The organism is Streptomyces sp. NPDC048270, from assembly GCF_040652335.1.
In the GTDB taxonomy this organism is placed as follows: Bacteria; Actinomycetota; Actinomycetes; order Streptomycetales; family Streptomycetaceae; genus Streptomyces.
On the sequence record NZ_JBEZLV010000016.1, the window covers coordinates 132,185 to 153,683 of the forward strand.

The 21,499-nt window shown below is 74.4% G+C and carries 17 protein-coding genes; 9 read left to right on the forward strand and 8 right to left on the reverse strand.

The features are described 5' to 3' along the window. Positions 1 to 5 precede the first annotated feature (5 nt). A complete protein-coding gene (locus tag AB0D66_RS16815; protein ID WP_362303118.1) occupies positions 6 to 671 on the reverse strand; it encodes a GntR family transcriptional regulator in 666 nt (221 codons plus the stop codon). A 103-nt stretch (positions 672 to 774) separates the two neighbouring features. Here AB0D66_RS16815 and AB0D66_RS16820 point away from each other — a divergent pair, with 103 nt between their 5' ends. After that, the gene (locus AB0D66_RS16820) at positions 775 to 1,635 is read left to right on the forward strand and encodes a (2Fe-2S)-binding protein (RefSeq protein ID WP_362303120.1); all 861 of its coding nucleotides are present in this window, start codon (positions 775 to 777) and stop codon (positions 1,633 to 1,635) included. Positions 1,636 to 1,831: 196 nt separating this feature from the next. Next, positions 1,832 to 2,890: a DUF2637 domain-containing protein gene (locus AB0D66_RS16825; protein ID WP_362303122.1), complete on the forward strand. Its 1,059-nt coding sequence runs from the start codon at positions 1,832 to 1,834 to the stop codon at positions 2,888 to 2,890. Between the two features lie 42 nt (positions 2,891 to 2,932). Here AB0D66_RS16825 and AB0D66_RS16830 read toward each other — a convergent pair whose 3' ends face one another. The 4 genes from AB0D66_RS16830 to AB0D66_RS16845 all read right to left on the reverse strand — a co-directional run bounded on the left by AB0D66_RS16830 (position 2,933) and on the right by AB0D66_RS16845 (position 11,193). Then, positions 2,933 to 3,244 (reverse strand): ATP-binding protein, encoded by a 312-nt coding sequence (locus AB0D66_RS16830; protein ID WP_362303188.1) that lies wholly within the window; start codon positions 3,242 to 3,244, stop codon positions 2,933 to 2,935. Positions 3,245 to 3,494: 250 nt separating this feature from the next. Next, positions 3,495 to 5,237: a pyruvate dehydrogenase gene (locus AB0D66_RS16835; protein WP_362303125.1), complete on the reverse strand. Its 1,743-nt coding sequence runs from the start codon at positions 5,235 to 5,237 to the stop codon at positions 3,495 to 3,497. Between the two features lie 28 nt (positions 5,238 to 5,265). After that, positions 5,266 to 6,309 carry a protein phosphatase 2C domain-containing protein gene (locus tag AB0D66_RS16840; RefSeq protein ID WP_362303128.1) on the reverse strand — a complete coding sequence of 348 codons (1,044 nt, stop codon included), beginning with the start codon at positions 6,307 to 6,309 and terminating at the stop codon, positions 5,266 to 5,268. Between the two features lie 1,116 nt (positions 6,310 to 7,425). Further along, a complete protein-coding gene (locus tag AB0D66_RS16845; RefSeq protein ID WP_362303130.1) occupies positions 7,426 to 11,193 on the reverse strand; it encodes a S8 family serine peptidase in 3,768 nt (1,255 codons plus the stop codon). A 199-nt stretch (positions 11,194 to 11,392) separates the two neighbouring features. Here AB0D66_RS16845 and AB0D66_RS16850 point away from each other — a divergent pair, with 199 nt between their 5' ends. Next, positions 11,393 to 12,370 carry a helix-turn-helix domain-containing protein gene (locus tag AB0D66_RS16850; protein WP_362303191.1) on the forward strand — a complete coding sequence of 326 codons (978 nt, stop codon included), beginning with the start codon at positions 11,393 to 11,395 and terminating at the stop codon, positions 12,368 to 12,370. A 24-nt stretch (positions 12,371 to 12,394) separates the two neighbouring features. Then, positions 12,395 to 12,877: a DUF456 domain-containing protein gene (locus AB0D66_RS16855; protein WP_362303133.1), complete on the forward strand. Its 483-nt coding sequence runs from the start codon at positions 12,395 to 12,397 to the stop codon at positions 12,875 to 12,877. Positions 12,878 to 13,435: 558 nt separating this feature from the next. On the opposite strand, the gene rsgA is transcribed toward AB0D66_RS16855, so the two are convergent. Next, positions 13,436 to 14,569 carry a ribosome small subunit-dependent GTPase A gene (gene rsgA / locus AB0D66_RS16860; protein WP_362303136.1) on the reverse strand — a complete coding sequence of 378 codons (1,134 nt, stop codon included), beginning with the start codon at positions 14,567 to 14,569 and terminating at the stop codon, positions 13,436 to 13,438. Between the two features lie 492 nt (positions 14,570 to 15,061). Here rsgA and AB0D66_RS16865 point away from each other — a divergent pair, with 492 nt between their 5' ends. After that, positions 15,062 to 15,463 (forward strand): VOC family protein, encoded by a 402-nt coding sequence (locus AB0D66_RS16865; protein ID WP_362303139.1) that lies wholly within the window; start codon positions 15,062 to 15,064, stop codon positions 15,461 to 15,463. On the opposite strand, the gene AB0D66_RS16870 is transcribed toward AB0D66_RS16865, so the two are convergent. Both AB0D66_RS16870 and AB0D66_RS16875 read right to left on the reverse strand, forming a co-directional pair. Continuing rightward, the gene (locus AB0D66_RS16870) at positions 15,394 to 16,128 is read right to left on the reverse strand and encodes a helix-turn-helix domain-containing protein (RefSeq protein WP_362303142.1); all 735 of its coding nucleotides are present in this window, start codon (positions 16,126 to 16,128) and stop codon (positions 15,394 to 15,396) included. The two genes, AB0D66_RS16865 and AB0D66_RS16870, sit on opposite strands and share 70 nt — an antisense overlap. Before the next feature lie 152 nt (positions 16,129 to 16,280). Then, on the reverse strand, positions 16,281 to 17,405 hold the full coding sequence (locus AB0D66_RS16875) for a YihY/virulence factor BrkB family protein (RefSeq protein ID WP_362303145.1): 1,125 nt from the start codon (positions 17,403 to 17,405) through the stop codon (positions 16,281 to 16,283). 17 nt (positions 17,406 to 17,422) lie between these two features. On the opposite strand from AB0D66_RS16875, the gene AB0D66_RS16880 reads away from it, so the two are divergent. The 4 genes from AB0D66_RS16880 (at position 17,423) to AB0D66_RS16895 (ending at position 21,427) form a co-directional block, all read left to right on the forward strand. After that, a complete protein-coding gene (locus tag AB0D66_RS16880; protein WP_362303148.1) occupies positions 17,423 to 19,072 on the forward strand; it encodes an acyl-CoA dehydrogenase family protein in 1,650 nt (549 codons plus the stop codon). Positions 19,073 to 19,335: 263 nt separating this feature from the next. Beyond that, positions 19,336 to 20,598 (forward strand): GAF domain-containing protein, encoded by a 1,263-nt coding sequence (locus tag AB0D66_RS16885; RefSeq protein WP_362303194.1) that lies wholly within the window; start codon positions 19,336 to 19,338, stop codon positions 20,596 to 20,598. Positions 20,599 to 20,603: 5 nt separating this feature from the next. Next, a complete protein-coding gene (locus tag AB0D66_RS16890) occupies positions 20,604 to 21,167 on the forward strand; it encodes a GNAT family N-acetyltransferase (RefSeq protein WP_362303151.1) in 564 nt (187 codons plus the stop codon). Between the two features lie 176 nt (positions 21,168 to 21,343). After that, positions 21,344 to 21,427, forward strand: a complete 84-nt coding sequence (locus AB0D66_RS16895; RefSeq protein ID WP_310942095.1) for a putative leader peptide — start codon at positions 21,344 to 21,346, stop codon at positions 21,425 to 21,427. Positions 21,428 to 21,499: the final 72 nt, after the last annotated feature.

Sequence of the window (21,499 nt, forward strand, 5' to 3'; positions counted from 1 at the left end):
GCGGGTCAGGAGGTGGCGCCCGCGAAGTGTTCGCGGATCAGGGACTCCACCACCGGGAGGTCACCGGCGGCGAGCGCCTCCAGCAGCGCCGCATGCTCCGCCGCATCGGCGACGAGATCCGCCCGCCGGACCCGCGGAGCCCCCGGCAGCGGCCACTGGGCCCGCCGGTGGAGCTCGTCGGCCACCTGGACCAGCTGGTCGTTGCCCGCCAGCGCGAGGACCTCGCGGTGGAAGGCCCGGTCCGCCTCCGCGTACCCCGGCACGTCACCCGCCGCCGCCGCCTCCGCCGTGGCGGCCGCGGCCGGCCGCAGGGCCTCCCACGTCGCCGCCGGCACGGAACGGGCCAGCCGGAGCATCACCGGGACCTCGAGCATCGCCCGTACCTCGGCCAGCTCCGCCAGCTCGCGCGGGGTGCGCGAGACCACACGGAAGCCCCGGTTCGGGAGGCATTCCACCGCCCCTTCGAGGGCCAGCTGCTGCATCGCCTCGCGCACGGGCGTCGCGGAGACGCCGAAGCGGTCCCCGAGCGCCGGGCCGGAGTAGATCTCGCCCGGCACCAGCTCGCCGTCCACCAGCGCGGCGCGCAACGCGTCGAGGACCTGTCCGCGCACGGAATGGCGCAGCACCTTCCGCGTCTGTGCCGGTACCCGGGCTCGGGCCGTGTCGTGCACTCGGTCCTCCTCGGTGGTTCGGCCACCCCCGAGGATACGGCCTGACCGAGATCGGGTAAGGTAAGGCTAACCTGCTAACGATCGCGCGATTTGGTGGTCCGTCATGACCGTCACGGCCGTTCCTCCCGTCACCGCCTCCCCGGTGGCGGCCTCTTACGCCCGGCTGGCCGAGGCCTACGCCGGGCTGCTGGTCGTCGAGCGCTCCGCGCACGAACCCTCCCCTCGCGGTGCGGGCTGGGTCGGCGCGGACGAGCTCGCGGCGGGCGGACCGGCCCTGGACGCGTTCCTCGCCTGGGACGACGCCCAGATCCTGCGGGACTACGGGCAGCAGGCCCGACCCGACGTGGTCGCGACCTTCGGGCTGCACCGGTACGCGTGGCCGGCCTGTCTGCTGATCACCCTGCCGTGGTTCCTCCAGCGGCGCGTCCCCCGGCTCCCGGCCTCCGAGGTGGCCTTCCACCGGACGCAGGGCCGGATGGCCGTACACGTGGCGGAATTCGCCTGCCTGCCGGACGACCCGGCGGCCGCTCTCCCCGGGGCCCGGGTCGTGCCCGACGAGGAGGCGCTGCGCGCCGAGGTGCGGGCCGCGGTGGCCCAGCACCTGGAACCGGTACTGGCGGGCTTCGGGCCGCGCATGCGGCGCGGCCGCCGCGCCCTGTGGGGCATGGTGACCGACGAGGTCGTCGAGAGCCTGTGGTACATCGGCGACCTGCTCGGCGAGGAGCGGCGGGCCATGGCCGAACTGGAGGCGCTGCTGCCCGGCGGGGCCGCCCCGTACACCGGGTCCGCGGGCTTCCGTACGCTCTCCGGGCCGGACGGCCGCGAGCTTCCCACGCGGGACCGGGCCAGCTGCTGCTTCTTCTACACCATCCGGCCGGAGGACACCTGTGTCACCTGCCCCCGGACCTGCGACGCGGACCGCGTCACCCGCCTGACGGCCGCGGCGGAGCCCGTCGCGGGCTGAACCCACCCCCAAGGGTGACGTGATTCGAACTGGATTCCCTTTGTACGGGCACCCGTTCGGGCCACAACACCCTATCCGGCGGGCCCCGCCCCCCGATGGCGTCCACTTGCCCCGAAACCGGCATGCCGGGCCGATCCGCTGCGCCACTATGGCGCCGGTAGGCCGCATACGCGAGGCAGAGGCAAGGGACATCCGCATGAGACTGACCGACATATCGCTGGACTGGCTGCTGCCCGGCAGCCTGCTGATCCTGGGCGTACTTGCGGCAGTTGCGGTACTGGCCCGGGGCAAGCGCGAGAGCGAGAAGGCCGCCGCCGACGACAGCTGGGAGCGCAGCGAGGAGCGCCGCAGGCGCAAGGAGGCCGTCTACGGGACCGCCTCCTACGTCCTGCTCTTCTGCTGCGCGGCGGTCGCCGCCGCCCTCTCCTTCCACGGACTGGTCGGCTTCGGGCGGCAGAACCTCAACCTCTCCGGGGGCTGGGAGTACCTGGTCCCCTTCGGCCTCGACGGCGCCGCCATGTTCTGCTCGGTGCTCGCCGTCCGCGAGGCCAGCCACGGTGACGCGGCCCTCGGCTCGCGCATGCTGGTCTGGCTGTTCGCGGGCGCGGCCGCCTGGTTCAACTGGGTGCACGCGCCGCGCGGACTGGGCCACGACGGGGCCCCGCAGTTCTTCGCCGGCATGTCGCTCTCGGCGGCCGTCCTCTTCGACCGGGCCCTCAAGCAGACCCGCCGGGCGGCGCTGCGCGAACAGGGCCTGATCCCGCGGCCGTTGCCGCAGATTCGGATGGTCCGCTGGCTGCGGGCGCCCCGGGAGACCTTCGGCGCGTGGTCGCTCATGCTGCTGGAGGGGGTGCGCACGCTCGACGAGGCGGTGGACGAGGTGCGCGAGGACAAGAAGGAGAAGGAGAACGACCGGCACCGCAGGCGGGAGCAGCACCGCCTGGACCGTGCGCACATCAGGGCGCTCGGCCGCCAGCACCGGGCCTTCGGGCGGGCGCGCGGCCGCCAGGTCGAGCTTCCGGAACTGACCCAGGGAGCGGGCTCCGCGCCGGTCGGCGCGGAGCCGGCCATACCGGAATCGGAACAGCTGCCCGCGCGCCGAAGGCCCTCCCTGCAGGCCGTGAGCCGGACCGAGTCCCTTGAGGTGACCGGGCCGCGGACGGTGGACCTCACCGCCGAGGACGACACCCAGACGATTCCCCGGCTTGACTCGCTGGAGCGCAAACTGAAGGACCTGGAGCAGCAGTTCGGCTGAACGGCCCCGGATGCGCACCCGGACCCCGGAGGGCTCGCCCGCTCAGGCGAGCCCTCCGTCCAGTTCGAACCAGACCACCTTGCCGCGGCCCGGTTCCACCACGTCCACGCCCCACGCGTCGGCGAGGGCCTGCACCAGCACCAGGCCCCGCCCGTGCGTACCGTCGTCGGCGGTCGGTACGTACGGAAGGGGCCTGCGTGAGGCGTAGTCCCTGACCTCCACCCGCAGCCGGGCGGATGCCAGGCTCGCGGAGACCTCGGCGCCCTGCTCGGTGTGGACGAGGGCGTTGGTGACGAGTTCGGTGATGAGGAGCTCGGCCACCTCCGCGGCGTCCGACCGGCACCGGTGGCGCATCAAGTCCCGTAACGACCGCCGGATTTCGCCGACGGCCTTCAGATCGGCGCGGCGGACGCTGCGGCTGATCTCCAGCGCGTCCCCCGCTCCCCCGCCTTCGGCCGAGGGCTCGCGAGGGACCGGACGGCCCCTCTTCGACAGCTTCCCCGTGTTCGCCCCCACCCGCACGGCGGTGTACCTCCCGCGTTCATTGCTCTCGAACAGGTCTACGGGATGCATGCCCCCCGGACCGGTCCGCACTCCTTCGGCCTCAGGGGCGCGGCACGTTGCGCAGGTTGGATCGAGCCATCTGGACCATCCTGCCGACCCCGCCGTCCAGCACGATCTTGCTGGCGGAAAGGGCGAATCCGGTCACCATCTCGGCGCTGATCCTGGGGGGAATCGACAGGGCGTTGGGGTCGGTCACCACGTCCACCAGAGCCGGTCCCCGGTGCTTGAACGCGTCCTTCAAAGCGCCCGTGAGCTGCTTGGGCTTCTCCACGCGGACGCCGTACGCGCCTGCCGCGCGGGCGATGGCCGCGAAGTCGGGATTGGTGTTCGTCGTGCCGTAGGAGGGCAGGCCGGAAACCAGCATCTCCAACTCGACCATTCCGAGAGATGAGTTGTTGAACAGGACCACTTTGACGGGAAGGTCGTACTGCACCAGGGTGAGGAAATCTCCCATCAGCATCGAGAAACCGCCGTCACCCGACATCGACACCACTTGACGGTCGCGGTCGGTGAACTGTGCGCCGATGGCCTGCGGGAGGGCGTTGGCCATGGAGCCGTGGCTGAAGGAGCCGATGATGCGCCGCTTGCCGTTCGGGGAAAGATAGCGCGCCGCCCACACGTTGCACATGCCGGTGTCGACGGTGAACACGGCGTCCTCGTCGGCGAGTTCGTCGAGCACCGCGGCCACGTACTCGGGGTGGATGGGCGTGTGCTTCTCCACCTTGCGGGTGTAGGCCTTGACCACGCCTTCCAGGGCGTCGGCGTGCTTCTTCAGCATCCGGTCCAGGAAGCGGCGGTCCGTCTTCGCCCGCACCCGCGTGTTCAGGGCGCGCAGGGTCTCCCGTACGTCCCCCCAGACGCCGAGGTCCAACTGGGAGCGGCGCCCCAGGTGTTCGGGCCGGATGTCCACCTGGACGATCTTCACGTCGTCGGGCAGGAAGGCGTTGTACGGGAAGTCCGTGCCGAGCAGGATCAGCAGATCGCACTCGTGGGTCGCCTCGTAGGCCGCGCCGTAGCCGAGGAGCCCGCTCATGCCGACGTCGTACGGGTTGTCGTACTGGATCCACTCCTTGCCGCGCAGCGCGTGCCCGATGGGTGCCTTGACCCGGCCGGCGAACTCCATCACCTCGGCGTGCGCCCCGGCGGTGCCGCTGCCGCAGAAGAGGGTGATCCTGTCCGCCTCGTCGACGAGGCGGACCAGCTTCTCGATCTCGCCCTCGCCCGGGCGGACCGAGGGGCGGGCGGTGACGAGGGCGTGCTCCACCGACTTCTCCGGCGCGGGCTGCGCGGCGACGTCCCCGGGCAGCGCGACGACGCCGACCCCGCTGCGGCCGACGGCGTGCTGGATGGCGGTCTGGAGCACGCGCGGCATCTGCCGGGGGTTGGAGATCAGCTCGCTGTAGTGGCTGCACTCGGTGAACAGCCGGTCGGGGTGCGTCTCCTGGAAGTAGCCGAGGCCGATCTCCGAGGAGGGGATGTGCGAGGCGAGCGCGAGGACCGGGGCCATGGAGCGGTGGGCGTCGTACAGGCCGTTGATCAGGTGCAGGTTTCCCGGGCCGCAGGAGCCGGCGCAGGCGGCGAGGCGGCCGGTGATCTGGGCCTCGGCGCCCGCCGCGAAGGCCGCCGTCTCCTCGTGGCGGACCTGGATCCAGTCGATGCCACCCGTCCGGCGGATTGCGTCAACCACCGGGTTGAGGCTATCTCCGACGACGCCGTACAGCCTGCGCACGCCCGCGCGCACGAGGATGTCGACGAACTGCTCTGCGACGTTCTGCTTGGCCATGCCTCCTATCCAGCCACGGGTGCGCCGGTTACGCCTCCCAGACGGCGGCGGCCGTGCGGTCGTCGGCGTAGCCCTTGAGGCGGAGCTGGGCGTCCGCGAGGAAGGCGGCGAGGCCGGGCGGTTCCGGCTCGGCCCAGCGCGCGGCGAGGGCGGCCGGGAGGACCGGCTCCTCCCGCATCGGCTCCGCCAGGCCGCCGGAGCACAGCAGCAGGGTGTCGCCGGGGCGGGCCACGGACGCGCGGAAGCGGAAGCCGTGCGGGGCGTCCTCGTCGGGGGCGGATGGGGCAGGTGGGGCGGGCGGGGCGGGCGGTCCGGTGGGCTCCAGGTCCTGCCAGGCGCCGTCCCGCAGCCGGAACAGGCCGCCCGCGCCGGAGCCGAAGCACACCCGGGTGCGGCATTCGGGGTCCACCGGGAGCAGCAGCCCGCGCACCCCGGCCGTGTAGGCCTCCTCGGCGAGTCCGAGCTCGGCCGCGCGGGCCCGCAGCCGTCCGTAGCCGCGGTCGGTGAGCCGCTGGAGGCCCGAGCGCAGGGCGTCGCGGCGCCCGGCCCGGATGTCGTCGGCCAGCCGCTCCTGGCTGCGCCCGACGGCCGCCGCGATGGTCCGGCAGAGCTCGGCGGCGGCCTCGGCGGCTCCGGGGGCGGCCCGGTCGCCGCCGGCGAGGGCGACCAGGACCAGGCCGTCGTCGCCGCCGCCGAAGCGGGCGGTGAGCAGGAAGTCGCGGCGGGGCTCGCCGCGGAAGCGGGCGGAGTCCCCGCGCAGGGAGGCGGCGCGCAGGGTGTACGTGCCGTAACGGGCGCCCTCCAGGACCGTGTCGGGGGTCAGCGCGTCCAGCGCGGCCGGGTCGGCGGGCGGGAGCGAGCCGGGCTCGGCGGCGTAGGTGGGCGCGCGGTCCCCGAGGTGCCGCACCTCGGGCCGCCGGTCCGCCGCCGCGGGCCGGTCCGCCGCCGCGGGCTCGGCATCCGGAGGCCCGGGCTCCGCCCCGGCCGCCTCCCGCCGCACGGGCGGCTCGGCGCCCCCCTCCGACTCCCGCACGGGCGGCACGTCCACACCCCCGAGCGCGTACCCGGTCACACCGCCCTCCCGCGGATCCCGCGGGGCGTCCGCAGGAGGCGGCGGAACGGCCGGGGGCTCGGCGGCCGTCGACCGCGGGTCAGCCCAGGGCCGGGCGGCCCCCGGGCGCGGTGGGCCGGCGGTACCTGGCGGCTCGGCAACCGCCGGCCGGGGCCCGGCCGAGAGGTCGGCGCCAGCCGGCGGCGCGGCAGCAACCTCCGGCGCCTCGGCAGCCGTCGGCCGCGGATCCACCGAAGGCTGGGCGGCGCCACCCGCAAGCGGCGGGGCGACGGCCGAGGTGGGCGGCGGAGGTGCTGGAGACGCCGGGACTGCGGGCGCCGTTGGCGGGACGACCGCACGCGGCGGAGCCGGCGGCCACCCGGGCGGGGGCGGCGGCAGCGACCGGCGGGGACCCGGGAGCAACGGCTCAGCAGCGACGGGGCCTTCCGGCGGGGCGAGCGGCGGCGGCGGAGACCCCGCCCGCCCGGGCGCCGAAGGCATGGTCGGCGGGGCCGCGGGCGCGTCAGGGGCCGGGGCCGGGCCGGCAGCCGGGTTGGCCGCCCGTCCCTCGGCCGGAATTCCGCCCGGGCCCGGTGCCTGCGGCGCAGGCCCGCGCGGGCCCGGCGGCGGGCCGGCGGCCGGGGCTGTTGGTGGGGCCGGGGGCGCGTCAGGTGCCGCCGGCGGGGGCGGGGTGGCAGGCGGGGGCGAGCCCGGGCCCGGGGGCCTGAGCTGGGGTGGGGTCCCGGCCGGGGCCTTCGGCGGGATCGGGGCCGGGGTGGCAGGCGGGGACGGGGCTCGGCCCTGTGGTGGGATGCCGCCCGGGGCCGGGGGCCCGGCGGTCGGCGGTGATGCCGGGGACGGGGCTCGGCCCTGTGGTGGGATGCCGGCCGGGGTCGGGGGTGGGGCCGTGGTGAGGTCGGCCGCCGTGTGGAAGCGGTGGTCCAGGGTGTCGCCCGGGTCGGGGGGCGGGCCCGGGTCCAGGTCCGGGTCCGCGTAGAGCTTCTGCCACCAGTCGTCCGCGCCCTGCTGACTCATGCCCTCATTCTCGGCCTCCCGCGCGGGCGGAAAACGCCGAACGCGCGAAAAGGGTCCACCGGGCCGCCGCCCGGTGGACCCCTCCACCCTCACCCGTAAGGACTAGCGGACGTCGTACGCCCGCGCGACCGTCTGGGCAACGGAGGCACCCTTCGCGTCGGTCAGTTCGACCTTCAGCGACACCTGCTTGCCGGAGGCCCCGGCGTGGTCCACGACCGCGGTCCACCGGCCCGCGCGCTCGCTCACCTTCGCCTCGGTCCAGTTCTCGCCGTCGTACGAGTACGACAGCTTCGCCGACTTCAGCGCACCCGGCGCGTAACCCGCGTGCCCGGTGGCGCTCAGCCCGATGGCCTGGCCGTTCGCCGCCGCGAGCGTCTTCATCCCGTCCAGCGGCGCCGCGTACCGCGGGAACAGCACCGGCAGCCCCTGCGAGTACGCCGACGCGTCGAGCTTCGACATGAAGCCCCAGGTCGTCCGGACGGACGTGGACCGCTGCCAGGTGCGCGCCGGCGGGCCGATCTTCTCGATGGCCTGGGTCAGTTCGTACCGGCCCGCCTCGGCCGGGACCTCGAAGACCCCGAACGGGTACCAGCTCTCGCCGATGACCTCGCCGTCCCGCTTGAGCTGCAGGTTGCCGATGTCGCCGAAGGAGCCCGGCTGGGCGGCGTGGCGGCTGTCGCCCCACATGGCGGGGGCGAAGCCGATCAGGTTGCCCTGCCGCTCGGCGGCCAGCGCCTCCTTGCCGGAGGCGTCGCGCGGTGCGACCGGGCCGGTCACCCCGTCGTACCAACTCGCGCTGGTCTTCTGCCCCTTGGCGTAGGTGCGCTGCTCCCCGACCATGAACTCGCCCCAGGGGAAGCTGCTCGAGAGCATCTGGTCCCAGGCCGTGTCCCCGGCCGTGTAGAACTCCGTGCGCCGGCCCGGCGTCGCGACGGTCTCGATTCCGCCGAAGTACACCGCGCTGCCGATCGGCCGGTAGGCACCGGCCAGGTCCATGAAGTCGGCCGCCACGCCCATCGAGTGGTACGCGGACTCCACCTGGCCGAGCTCGCGGTCGCGCACCCGGTAGGTGCGGTCGCCCCTGACCTCTCCGGTCTCGGGGAAGGCGAGGCTGTAGACGTACGGGCTCTTCGCGGTGGCCTTCCAGGACAGCGCGACCTCGCCCGCCGCCAGCCGGCCCAGCAGCGCCTTGCCTTCGGCGGCCTCGATAGCCATGACGGGCAGCGCGCCGCCCGCGTAGCCGGTGAAGGCGACCCAGCGGCCGGGGGCGTCGCGGTAGGCGAGCACGGCCTTGGCGCCGGCGGCCCGCGCGTTCTGCGCGACCTCGTACAGCGCCCCGTCCGCGGCCTTGACCAGCACCACCGCGTCCTTCGCGGCGACCGCGGCCAGCTCCTGCGGGGTGCCGGCGCCCGCGTCGACCAGCGGCGCGGCGCCGTTCCCGTCGAGGTTGTCGCTGCCGGTGGACGCGGTGATCGGGTGCAGGACCGGACCGCCGGCGACCTTCAGCTCGGAGACGAGCGGCGCGGCCGCCCGCCAGTAGCTGCCGAACTCGAACTCGCCGTCCTTCGCGCGGCCTTCGACGGAGGAGTAGTAGCCGCGGATGGTCCGGCCGCCCATGGCGGTGCCGGCGTGCAGCCACACGTCGTCCCAGCTGCGGGCGAAGCCGAGGGTGGTGTTGCGGGCCTCGACCGGCCTGTCGGCCTCGATGGCCAGGCGCCCGGCCTTGCGGGCGTCGAGCACGATGGTCGTGTCCTTCTTCACCTCGACCTGCGGGCGTCCGAGGTAGGTGAGGGAGTCGATCAGGCGGTCGTCCGCTTCGCCCGCGTCGGGGGTGGCGACGAAGGCGGAGAGGAAGTAGGCGCCCGGCCGGACCCGGTAGACCTGGTCGACGGAGCCGTCGTTGAAGCGGCGCTCGCCGGTGGCGTCGTCGGTGCCGATCACGTCCAGGGAGGACGGTCCGGCGGCCGGCTTGCCCGCGCGGTCGAGGAGCTTGACGCGCAGGGTCACCGTCTGCGGCTCGACGTAGAGCGCGAAGGGGGTGGAGACGCGTACGCCGCCCGCGGTGGCGACGATCCGGCCGGTGACGTCCCCGTACTGGGAGCGCTCGAGCCCGGCGGCCGGGTCGAGGGCGAGCGGGACGGTGACGGTCGCACCGGCCGGGACGGTCACGGTGCGCTGTCCGAGGCGGGCGACCTGGCCGCGGACGGCGGAGCCGTCGTTGCCGGTGACCTTCTCGACGGCGAGGTTCAAGGTGACCGGCCGGGTGCCCGTGTTGGTGTAGGGGACCTGCACGGTGGTGCGGTCGCTGCGGTCCTGCGGCCAGTTGTAGGTGCCGCCCTGCACGGCGGGGGCGCTGGTGACGGTGACGTCCAGGGCCGCCCGCACGTCGAGCCGGCCGCCGCCGGTCTCCCGTACGTCCCCGGGCACCGCGGTGCTGGCGGAGCCGACGAGGGCCGCCTTGACCTGCTGCGAGGTCCATTCGGGGTGGCGCTGCTTGACGATGGCGGCGGCGCCCGCGACGTGCGGGGTGGCCATCGAGGTGCCGGACATGCCCTGGTACGCGTACACCCCGCGCCCGCCGGCCGCGGCGGCCGAGATCCCGACGCCGGGGGCGGCGATCTCGGGCTTGAGGGTGTGCTGGAGCCCGGCCGGGCCGCGGCTGGAGAAGACGGCCGTGGTGTCGTCGCGGTCGACGGCGCCCACGGTCAGCACGGAGGCCGCGCAACCGGGCGAGGAGACCGTGTTGTTGCCGGGTCCCGCGTTGCCCGCGGCGATCACGAAGAGGGGTCCCTGCTGGGAGAGCCGTTCGGCGGCCGCGGCGAGCGGGTCGTCGCAGGCGGTCTGGGAGGGGTCGCCCAGGCTCATGGAGACCACGTCGGCCTTGCTCGCGACGGCCCACTCCATGCCGGCGATGATCCACGAGTCGAGGCCGTAGCCCTCGTCGTTGAGGACCTTGCCGCTGAGCAGTTCGGCGCCGGGGGCCCCGCCCTTCTTCGCGCCGCCGCTCTCCGCTCCGGAGCCGCCGACGGTGGAGATGGTGTGGGTGCCGTGCCCCTGCCGGTCGGTGTCGGTGTCGGAGTCGGTGAAGTTCTTCGAGCCGGAGACGCGGCCCTTGAGGTCGGGGTGTTCGAGGTCGGTGCCGGTGTCGAGGACGGCGACCTTGGTGCCCTTGCCGTCGTATCCGGCGGCCCAGGCGGCGGGGGCGCCCACCTGCCGGGTGGAGCGTTCGAGGTTCGCCTGGACCTTGCCGTCCAGCCACAGCTTCTTCAGCCCGCCCGAGACGGAGCGCGCACGGGCGTCCGTACCGGTGACATCGGCCCAGAAGGAGGCGGCCTGCTCCTTGTCGGCGGAGAGGGCGACGCCGCCGATGGAGTCGAGGACCAGGGAGCGCTCGGCGCCGCGGGGCGCGGGCGGGGCGCTGCGGGCCACGTTCACGGAGCCGTCGTAGACCGCGATGAGCGGGAGCTTCTTGGCGTGCGCGTCGTCGTAGCCCTGCCGGATGAGGCCGGTGACGTTGAAGAGCTCGTGGTCCGCCTTGCCGGCGGCGAGGGCCTTGACCGCGCTCTGCGGGTAGACGTAGAGGTCCTTGCCCGACTGGCGGGTCTGCACGACCGGCTGCGAACCGTCCGGGCGCGGCATGGCGGTGGCGGCGGTGCGGCCGGCCGCGTCCGTGGACACCACGATCCGGTCGCCGGTGACGAGGGTGACCGTGACGGGGGCGGTGGGCTGCTTTCCGGCCGCCTCGCTGCCGACGAGTGGTCTCTTTCCAGGCGCTCCGTCGCTCGGCTGTGCCGCCGACGGGCCGACGGCGGTGACGGCCAGGACGGCCGCGGTGGCCGCCCCGAGCGTCGTTCGCGATATCGGGCGCATCGCTCTCCCCAGGTGAATTCCGGCCAACTACTGCATTGCGCGGCAAAGCTGCCGCGTAAATGGCTTCTGGCCAGCGGATGTTGGTGCTGCGGTGGCGTCACCTTGGCAGAGAGGCGGGGGGTGCGGCGATGATGTCGGCGGCGGGTTTGCGCCGTGGCCGCTTCCCGCCAGGCGCGGGGATGAGAGGTGGGTGTTCGGGTTGCTGGGTGCGATAGGCCTCGACGAGGGCCAGGAGTCGGCGTACCGCGCGCTGGTGGCGCTGGGGGCGGCGGAGGTGCCCGACCTCGCGCACCGGCTGACCCTGCCGGTGCCGCAGACCGAGCGGGCGCTGCGGCACCTGGAGCGGCACGGACTGGCCGCGCAGTCCTCGGCGCGGCCGGGGCGCTGGGTGGCGGCGCCGCCGGGGGTCGCCCTGGGGGCTCTGCTCACCCAGCAGCGGCACGAGCTGGAGCAGGCGGAGCTGACGGCGGCGCTGCTGGCGGAGGAGTACCGGGCGGAGGCCTCCGAGCCGGCCGTGCACGACCTCGTGGAGGTGGTGCAGGGCGCGAGCGCGGTGGCGCACCGCTTCCACCAGCTCCAGCTGGGGGCCGAGCGGGAGGTGTGCGCGCTGGTCAGCGGCCGGCCGCAGGTGGTGACGGGTACGGAGAACGAGGCGGAGGAACGGGCCTCGGTACGCGGCGTCGACTACCGGGTGGTCATCGAGCGGGAGGTGCTGACCCTGCCGAGCGGGATCCGGGAGGCGTCGACGGCGCTGTCCCGGGGCGAGCGGGTCCGGGTGACGGGCGAGGTCCCGACGAAGCTGGTGATCGCAGACCGCACCCTGGCGATGGTCCCGCTGACGGCGCGCGGCGCGGAGCCGGCGGCGCTGGTGGTGCACGCGTCGGGGCTGCTGGAATCCCTGACGGGCCTGTTCGAGGCGGTGTGGCGGGAGTCGCTGCCGCTGCGGCTGGGGGCGTCGGGCGGGCCCGAGGAGTCGGACGGCGGTCCGGACGCCACCGATCTGGAGATCCTGACCCTGCTGCTGGCGGGGATGACGGACGCGAGCGTGGCGAAGCACCTGGAGCTGGGGCTGCGGACGGTGCAGCGGCGGGTCAAGGGCCTGATGGAGCTGGCGGCGGTCACGACGCGGCTCCAGCTGGGCTGGCACGCCTACGAGCGGGGCTGGGTGGCCCGATAGCCCCTGGTCGGGCAGGCTGGGCAGATGGATCTGCCGCAGCTGCTCCTGGTGGGGCTGGTGCTGCTCCTCGGGGTGCTCGGGGTGCTGGTCCCGGGCGTACCGGGGACCTGGCTGGTGTGGGCGGGGCTGCTGTGGTGGGCGCTGCACGAGCGGTCGGCGCCGGCGTGGACCCTGCTGGTCGCGGCGACGGCCCTGCTGCTGGTGGTGCAGGTGGTGAAGTGGCTGCTCCCGCCGCGGCGGCTGCACGGGGTGGCGGTGACCCCCCGGATGGCGGTGTACGCGGGCACCGGGGCGGTACTGGGCTTCGTACTGGTCCCCGTGCTGGGGGCGGTCCCGGGCTTCGTGGGCGGCATCTACCTGTGCGAACGGCTGCGCCTGGGGACCCGCGGTGAGGCGTGGGCGTCGACGCGGGCGGTGATGCGGGCGGCGGGGACGAGCGTGCTGGTGGAGTTGTTCGCGTGCCTGGTGGTGCTGGGGGCGTGGGTGGGGGTGGTGGCGGCGGGCTGAATCCGCCGTGGCCTCCCGGGGGGCGGGGCGGGGCTGGGCATGGCGGGCCCCTGCCGCGCGGCCTCGGCCGCCCCGCGCCAAGCCTCGGGCTCCGGCCGCCCCGGCTCGGCCCACCGGGACCGAACCGAGCGCCCCTGCCCCTGCGCCTCGGCCCGACCTGGCCCGACCCGGCCTTGACCTGGCCCGGCCCGACCCGGCCTTGACCTGGCCCGGCCTGGCCCGGCCTTGACCTGGCCCGGCCTGGCCTCGCCCGGCCTGGCCTCGCCCGGCCTCGCCCGGCCGGCAACCCGAGCCCGGATGCAGACCCAAGGCCCGCCGGGCCCACCCGGCCGACCGGTTCCGCCGGGCTCAGGGCCGGGCTCCGGGCCGTTGCGCGGAGCCGCTCCCCGCCCCGCCCTTCCACCGTTCCCTGGGGCTCCGCCCCAGACCCGCGCCGCAAACGCCGGCGGGGCTGGAGTTGGCCGGACCTCGGCGTGGCAGCGCCGAGCCGAACCCGCCCCCACCACGGCCCAGGCCGGGCCGGCGCCCGGCTCGGGCAGGACAGGGCCGGGGGCGGGGTTAGGCTCGGCCGTGGCGTTTGGCTGCGTAGTTGGCTCGGCCTTCCGCGGACTTGAGGCGCCAGTCCCGGCGGATCTCCGAGCGGAGCCTCGCGTCCGTCTTCGCCACGATCCGCTGGTTCTCCCGGAGCAGCTTGCGGTAGCTCTCCAGGCGGCGTTCCGGCAGCTCACCGGAGTCCACGGCGGCCCGCACCGCGCACCCCGGCTCCGCCTCGTGCGCGCAGTCGTGGAAGCGGCAGGCCTCCGCGTACTCCTCGATCTCCGCGAACACCTGGCCGACCCCGGTCCCGGCGTCCCAGAGCCCGACGCCGCGCAGTCCGGGCGTGTCGATCAGGACGCCGCCGCCCGGCAGGGCGAGCAGGTTGCGCGTCGTGGTCGTGTGGCGGCCCTTGCCGTCGACCTCGCGGGCCGACTGGACCTCCATGACGTCGGCCCCGAGCAGCGTGTTGGCCAGGGTGGACTTGCCGGCGCCCGAGACCCCGAGCAGCACGCTCGTACCGCCGCCGACCAGGGCCGTGAGGACGTCCGTGCCCTCCCCGGTGAGGGAGGACACCGTCAGTACCTGGACCCCGGGCGCGGTGGTCTCCACGTCCTGGACCAGGTGCGCGAGGGTGACCGGGTCCGGCACCAGGTCCGCCTTGGTGAGGACGACCAGCGGCTGGGCCCCCGATTCCCACGCCAGGGCCAGGAAGCGCTCGATGCGCCCCAGGTCCAGCTCGACGGCGAGGGAGACGGCGATGATCGCGTGGTCGACGTTGGCGGCGAGGATCTGCCCCTCGGACCGCTGGCTGGAGGTGGACCGCACGAAGGCGGTGCGGCGCGGCAGGTACGCCTTCACGTAGCGCGGGTTGCCCGACGGCTCGACCGCCGCCCAGTCGCCGGTGCAGATGACCCGCAGCGGATCGTGCGGGGTGACGAACGCGGTGTCGGCGCGCACGATGCCGTGCTCGGTCATGACGTCGCACTGCCCGCGGTCGACGCGTACGACGCGGCCGGGCAGCAGGCCCTGCTCCGCGTACGGGATGAACTCGACCGCCCAGGCCGCGTCCCAGCCGAAGGGGCCGAGGGTGTCGGCGAGCGACGGGGCGGAGGAGGTGGAGGAGGTGGAAGGAGAAGGACGGGATGCGTGAGACAAGGGGAACCCTTCACAGGGTGGCCCCGGCAGCGCGCGCCCGCTCGACGGCGGCGCGCGAAGAGGTGTGAGGTCAGCCGGAGACCACGGAAGTGACATTGATGGTCTTCTGAGTGCGGGCGACGGCGCCCTGCCTGACGACAGTCATCAATGAACTCACCTCCGGGTCATACGCGTCCTGGTGTTCCGCACTGCTCGGCGGGAACGGATGCACCGTAACAAGCCCTCTCCGGCGGGCGCCAATTCTTTTTTCGCCGCCGCCCCGCCCCCCTACTAGCCGATGCGAACCCGGACCCGGACGGCGACGGCGACGCGGGCAAGGCGGGCGGCACGGGCGCGGACGCGGGCGGGGGCGGGGGCGGTGGCACGGGGCCTCTCGGGAGTGGTATCGGCCTCCCGATGTAACGCGCGCCCCGGCCTGACGCCCCGTCAATCCCCGTGGCGGTGTCCGTTTCGTTCAAGACAGCCGTCCCGGGCCCGGCCTAGCCTGCCGTCATGACTCCTCGACTCGACATGATCGGCATGGTCGTCTCCGACATGGCCGCTTCGCTCGCCTTCTACCGCAGGCTGGGGCTGGACGTACCGGCCGACGCCGATGACCAGCCGCACGTCGAGGCCGTGCTGCCGGGCGGCCTGCGGATCGGCTGGGACACGGAGGAGACCGTCCGCTCCTTCGACCCCTCCTGGACCCGGCCCACCGGTGACGGCCGGCGGGACCTGGCCTTCCTGTGCGACTCCCCCGCCGAGGTGGACGCGCTGTACGCCGAGCTGACCGCCGCCGGGCATCCCGGGCACATGAAGCCCTGGGACGCCTTCTGGGGCCAGCGCTACGCCGTGCTCCTCGATCCGGACGGCTGCGGGGTCTCGCTCTTCGCCCCGTCGGCGCCCGCCACGTAGGAGCCGAGCGTGGTCCCGGCCAACGCCCGTACCTCGCGGGCCAGATGGGCCTGGTCCGCGTACCCGGCGACGCAGGCGACCTCGGCGTAGGGCGTGCCCGCCAGGGCCAGCGCGAGGGCTCGGCGCAGCCGGAGCACCCGGCCCAGCGTCCGGGGCCCGTACCCGAAGGCGTCCAGGGAGCGCCGGCGCAGCTGCCGCTCCCCGAGGCCGACGGCGGCGGCGATCGGGGCCACCGCCTGGCCCGCCCGGAGCCGGGCCACGACCTCGGCGACCAGCGGGTCCGGCGGCCCGGCCCCGGCCGCGCGGCGGGCGGCCAGCGCCTCCAGCCCGGCGCGCGGGTCCCCGTACGAGGCCACCTGCCCGGCGAGGCGGCGCACCTCCCGGGCGGGCCACAGGTCGGCCAGCTCGACGCGGCGGTCCCGCAGCTCATGGGCCGGTACGCCGAGCAGCGCGGGCGCGGTACCGGGCGCGAACCGGATCCCGGCGAAGGCCCCGCCCGCGACCTCCCCGGCGGGATGCGGCCCGGTGTCGGTCCCGGCGACCAGCAGCCGGCCCTCGGCCCACAGCAGGTCCATGCACCCGTCGGGCAGCACGACCCGCCCGGGCCCGCCGGCGCGCCACAGCACGGCTCCGGCCACCACCCCTGACCGCGTCTCCTCGTACACCCTTCCAGGCTAGGCCCCGCGGGGAGGCCGGACCCAGGCGCCGGCGGTCGCCGGTACACGGGCCCCGGGGTGCCCGCCGGCCTCGACCCGCGGGCGGGGCGGCCCCCCGGCGCCGGGAGTCAGCGGTACGCGGCCCCGGCCTACCGTCGGCCTCAGTGCTTGCGCAGCCGCGAGGTGTAGTCCTCCGGGGGCAGGAACTTCGACCAGCGTTCGGGGAACTCCGAGGGCATCGCGTCGTCCTCGTCGTCCTCCGACTCGCCCTCCGCCATCGCGCGCCACGCCGCGGCCCGCGCGATCAGCTGGGCGGCCTCCGCTTCGCGGGCCCGCTCGTTCGCCTCCCGGGCCGCCGCGGTGGCCACCGAGGGCCAGACGCGGTCGATCGCCGCGTTGACGGCGGCGCCGACGAGGACCGCGAAGGCCGAGATGCCGATCCACAGCAGCACGGCCACCGGCGCGGCCAGCGAGCCGTAGATCGTCGGGCCCTCCACGGTGTTGGTGAGGTAGATCCGCAGCAGGAAGGAGCCCAGCACCCACATCGCGAGGGCGACCAGCGCGCCCGGCACGTCCTCGATCCACGGCGAGCGCACCGGCACGGACACGTGGTACAGCGTGGTCAGGAAGACGATGGACAGCAGGGTGACGGTCGGCCAGTACAGCACCGCGATCACACTGGTGCCCCAGGGCACCAGCCGTACCACCGCGTCGGGTCCGACCACCATCAGCGGCAGCACGACCGCGCCGATGACCAGCGCGATGATGTACAGCAGGAAGGCGAGCAGCCGGGTCTTGACGATGCCGCGGTGCCCGTCGAGCCCGTACATCACGGTGATGGTGTCGATGAAGACGTTCACCGCGCGGGACCCCGACCACAGGGCGAAGGCGAAACCGAGCGAGATCAGGTCCGGGCGGCCGCGGCCGGTCACGTCGTCCAGCATCGGTTTGGCGATGTCGTTGACGCCCCGGTCGGACAGGATCGTGCCGACCGCCCCGAGGATGTTCTCCTCGATGCTGGCCACCGTCGTGGTGCCCGTCCAGCCGTCCACGTAGCCGAGGAGGCCCAACAGGCCGAGGAAGAGCGGGGGCAGCGAGAGCAGGGTGAAGAAGGCCGCCTCGGCGGCGAGGCCGAGGATCCGGTACTCGATGCACGAGTTGACGGTGTCCTTCAGGAGCAGCCAGCCCATCTTCCGCTTCGAGACGTTGCGGTAGAGGGCGCGGGCCCGGTGGAGCCGTCCGTGGCGTACCAGGATCCGCTCTGGTGTTTCTTTTGCTGGCTGCACGTCCTTACGGTATCCGCATGGCAGCCACCACCCACACAGTCACCAATCAGGCCCCGCCGCTCGTGGGCCACGACGTCTACGGGGGCGACCGGGCCCTCACCGAGGGCGTGGAGCGTCATCTCGCCGACGCGGCCCCCGAACTCCTCGGCGAGGTGCGGGAGGAGCTCACGCTGCTCGGGCGCTCCGCCGGTTCCGCGCAGGCACAGGAGTGGGGCCGGCTGGCGAACGAGAATCCACCCGAGTTGCGGACGCACGACCGGTACGGGAACCGGATCGACGAGGTGGAGTTCCACCCCGCCTGGCACCGCCTGCTCGGCAAGGCCGTGTCCGCCGGGCTCACGGACGCCTGGGGGCGGCCGGCCGGGCACCTGCGGCGGGCCGCCGGGTTCTTCGTGTGGTCGCAGGCCGAGGCCGGGCACGGCTGCCCGGTCTCGATGACGCACGCCGCCGTGCCGGCACTGCGGGCCGATCCGGAGCTGGCGGCCGAGTGGGAGCCGCGCCTGACCTCGCACGTGTACGAGGAGGGGCTGGCGCCGGCCGCGCAGAAGGCCGGCGTGCTCTTCGGCATGGGGATGACGGAGAAGCAGGGCGGCAGCGACGTACGGGCGAACACGACGGCCGCGGTCCCACTGGACGCCTCGGGCGAGTACGTGCTGACCGGGCACAAGTGGTTCTGCTCGGCGCCGATGTCCGACGGCTTCCTGGTGCTGGCGCAGGCGCCGGGCGGGCTGACCTGCTTCCTGGTGCCGCGGGTGCTGCCGGACGGCACGCGCAACGTCTTCGCGATCCAGCGGCTGAAGGACAAGCTGGGGAACCGGTCGAACGCGTCGAGCGAGGTGGAGTTCGACGGGACCTGGGCGCGCCGGGTGGGCGAGGAGGGCCGGGGGGTGCGGACGATCATCGAGATGGTCGCGGCGACCCGGCTGGACTGTGTCATCGGTTCGGCCTCGCTGATGCGGCAGGCCCTGACGCAGGCCGCTCACCATGCGGAGCACCGCTCTGCTTTCGGAGCACCGCTCATCGACCAGCCGCTGATGCGCAACGTCCTGGCCGACCTCGCCCTGGAGTCGGAGGCGGCCACCACCCTGACCCTGCGGCTGGCCGCGGCCTACGACAGCGGGTCCGACCAGGAGAAGGCCTTCCTGCGCCTGGCGGTGCCCGCGGCCAAGTACTGGGTGACCAAGCGCTGTACGCCGATGGTGGCCGAGGCCCTGGAGTGCCTGGGCGGCAACGGGTACGTCGAGGAGTCCGGCATGCCGAGACTGCTGCGCGAGTCCCCGCTGAACTCCATCTGGGAAGGCTCGGGCAATGTGCAGGCGCTGGACGTCCTGCGCGCCCTCCAGCGGGAGCCCCAGGCCCTGAACGCGTTCCTCCAGGAGGTCGGCCTGGCCCGGGGCGCGGACCACCGGCTGGATTCGGCCATCAAGGACCTGCTGACGGAGCTCGCCGACCTGGAGGGCATCGAGGCCCGGGCCCGCCGGGTGGTCGAGCGCATGGCCCTGGTGCTCCAGGGCTCGCTGCTGGTGCGGTGGGCACCGCCCGAGGTGGCCGACGCGTTCTGCGCCTCACGGCTCGGCGGTGACTGGGGAGCGGCCTTCGGCACGCTGCCGCACAGTCTCGACCTGGGCGCTCTCGTGGAACGGGCGCGGATCACCGGCGGGGAGTAGTCCCCAAACCGCTCCGAGCCGGGATCCGGCCCGTCGGACGGGATCAGGAGTGGCGCCGCGCCGACTCGGCACCACCCCTGACCCGAGAAGCCCCGAGGAGGAGCTGTCACGCCGCTCGGCGGCGTCCGGACAGTTTCGGTCGGGCGACCGGGACTTGGCGAGAGTTGCATACCGTTGCAACCTTTGAGTCGTCCTGTTCGCACGGGGAGGTTCCGGTGGCCGAGTCCACAGGCAGCACGGTCGATGTGGCCCGCATCTCGGCCATGGACGCGCGGGAGGCCGCGCGTCTGCTCAAGGGCGTGCGGGCGGCGGCGCTGGCCGGGGACCGCCCCCCGGCCGCCCCGCGCCCGGAGATCGCCGAGTCCTGGCGCCGGATGCTGGCGGGCGGGGTGCACCCGGACCGGGACGCGCGCTCGCGGATGCTGTCGGCCGCCGAGACCGAGGAGCGGCGGCACGTCTCGCCGCTGCGGGCGGTCCTGCCGGTGCTGCGGGAGGGGCTGCTCCCGGCCCTGGACGAGGCGCTGCACATCATGGTCGTGGCCGACGCGGAGGGCCGGCTGCTGTGGCGGGAGGGGCACTCCTCCATCCTGCGCAAGGCGGACCGGCTCGGTTTCGCGGTCGGGGCCGACTGGGACGAGGCCGTGGTGGGCACCAACGGGGTGGGTACGGCCCTGGTGGCCCGGCGGCCGGTCCAGGTGTTCTCGGCGGAGCACTTCGTCTCCAGCCACCACGACTGGACCTGCGCGGGCGCGCCCGTGCGCGACCCGCGCGACGGGCGGCTGCTGGGCGTGGTCGACGTGAGCGGCCCGCTGGCCACGATGCACCCGGCGACGCTGGCGTGGGTGAGCTCGGTGGCCCGGCTCGCGGAGCGGGAGCTGCGCGTGCGGCACCTGGAGTCGCTGGAGCGGCTGCGGGCGGTGGCCGCGCCGCTGCTGGCCCGGCTGCCGGGGCGGGCGCTGGCCGTGGACGCGCACGGCTGGACGGCGGCCGTGACGGGCCTGGCGCCGGTGGACCGGATCCCGCTGCCGAAGTCCTTCGGCCCGGGCCGGGTGTGGGTGCCGCAGCTCGGCGACTGCGCGGTGGAGCCGCTGCCCGGCGGCTGGCTGCTGCGGATCGCGCAGGAGCGCCCGGAGCCGGGGGCGACCCGGGTCGTGCTCGACCTCAGCCGGGCGCGGTCCTGGTCGGCGACCGTGTACGGGGCCGCCGGGAGCTGGTCGCAGGAGCTGAGCCCGCGCCACGCGGAGCTGCTGTTCCTGCTGGCGGAGAGCCCGCGCGGGCGCTCGGCTGCGGAGCTGTCCGAGGAGCTGTTCGGCGACCCCACCCGTACGGTGACGGTCCGCGCGGAGATGTCCCGGGTGCGCCGCAACCTCGCGGGGGTGCTGACCCACCGGCCGTACCGCTTCGCGGAGGACGTGGAGGTGGAGGTGATCCGCCCCGAGGACCCGGCCGGCCTGCTGCCGCACTCCACCGCGCCCGCGGTGATCAGGGCCCGCCTGGGCCATCGGGGGCGGGGCATGATTCCCTGACCTGCATGAGCGCCATCACCCTCACCACCTGGTCCCTGGAAATGACCTCGCCGGACGATCTGGTTCCGGCCGCCGTACCGGGCCCGGAGGTCACCATCGCGCGGGCGGAGGTCCCCTCCCCCGAGTTCAGCCGGTTCCTGTACGCCTCCGTCGGCGGGGACATCCACTGGACGGACCGGCTGGGCCTGACCCGCGCGCAGTGGGTGGAGCAGCTGGGGCGGCCGGGCGTGGAGACGTGGGTGGCGTACGACCGGGGCACGCCGGCGGGGTACGTGGAGTTCGACCCCCAGGACGACGGCGTGGTGGAGATCGTCTACTTCGGCCTGCTGCCCGACTTCCGGGGGCGGCGGATCGGCGGGCACCTGCTGTCGGTGGGCGTGGCCAGGGCCTGGGACCTCGCCTCCCGCTGGCCGGACCGCGAGCCGACGCGGCGCGTCTGGCTGCACACGTGCAGCCTGGACGGGCCGACGGCGATGGACAACTACCTGCGGCGCGGGTTCAAGCTCTTCAGGACGGAGACGGAGTCCAAGGAGGAGGCGCCGACCCCGGGCCCCTGGCCGGGCGCCTAGGACTCCTGGCCGGGCGCCTGGGGCTGCTGACCAGGCGCCTGCGCCCTGGCCGGACGCCCGGGGCTCCCCCGGCACCGGGGTGACGGCGATCACCCCGGTATCACGATGCGAGACGACATCGTCCGCATTTTGGACAGTAGTGGACTCCTCCAATCGCCACATGACACGCTTCCGCCATGAATGGAGCTGGAATTGCCTTGGTGAGTCGGCGGCACGTCGACCTCGGCCGCATGTCCAGCGCCATCTGTCCGGCCTGCTGACGGAACCAGCAACCGCCGCACACCGCCACCATCCCGGCATCGTCGCCGTGGAAGTGACGATCATCTCTGCCC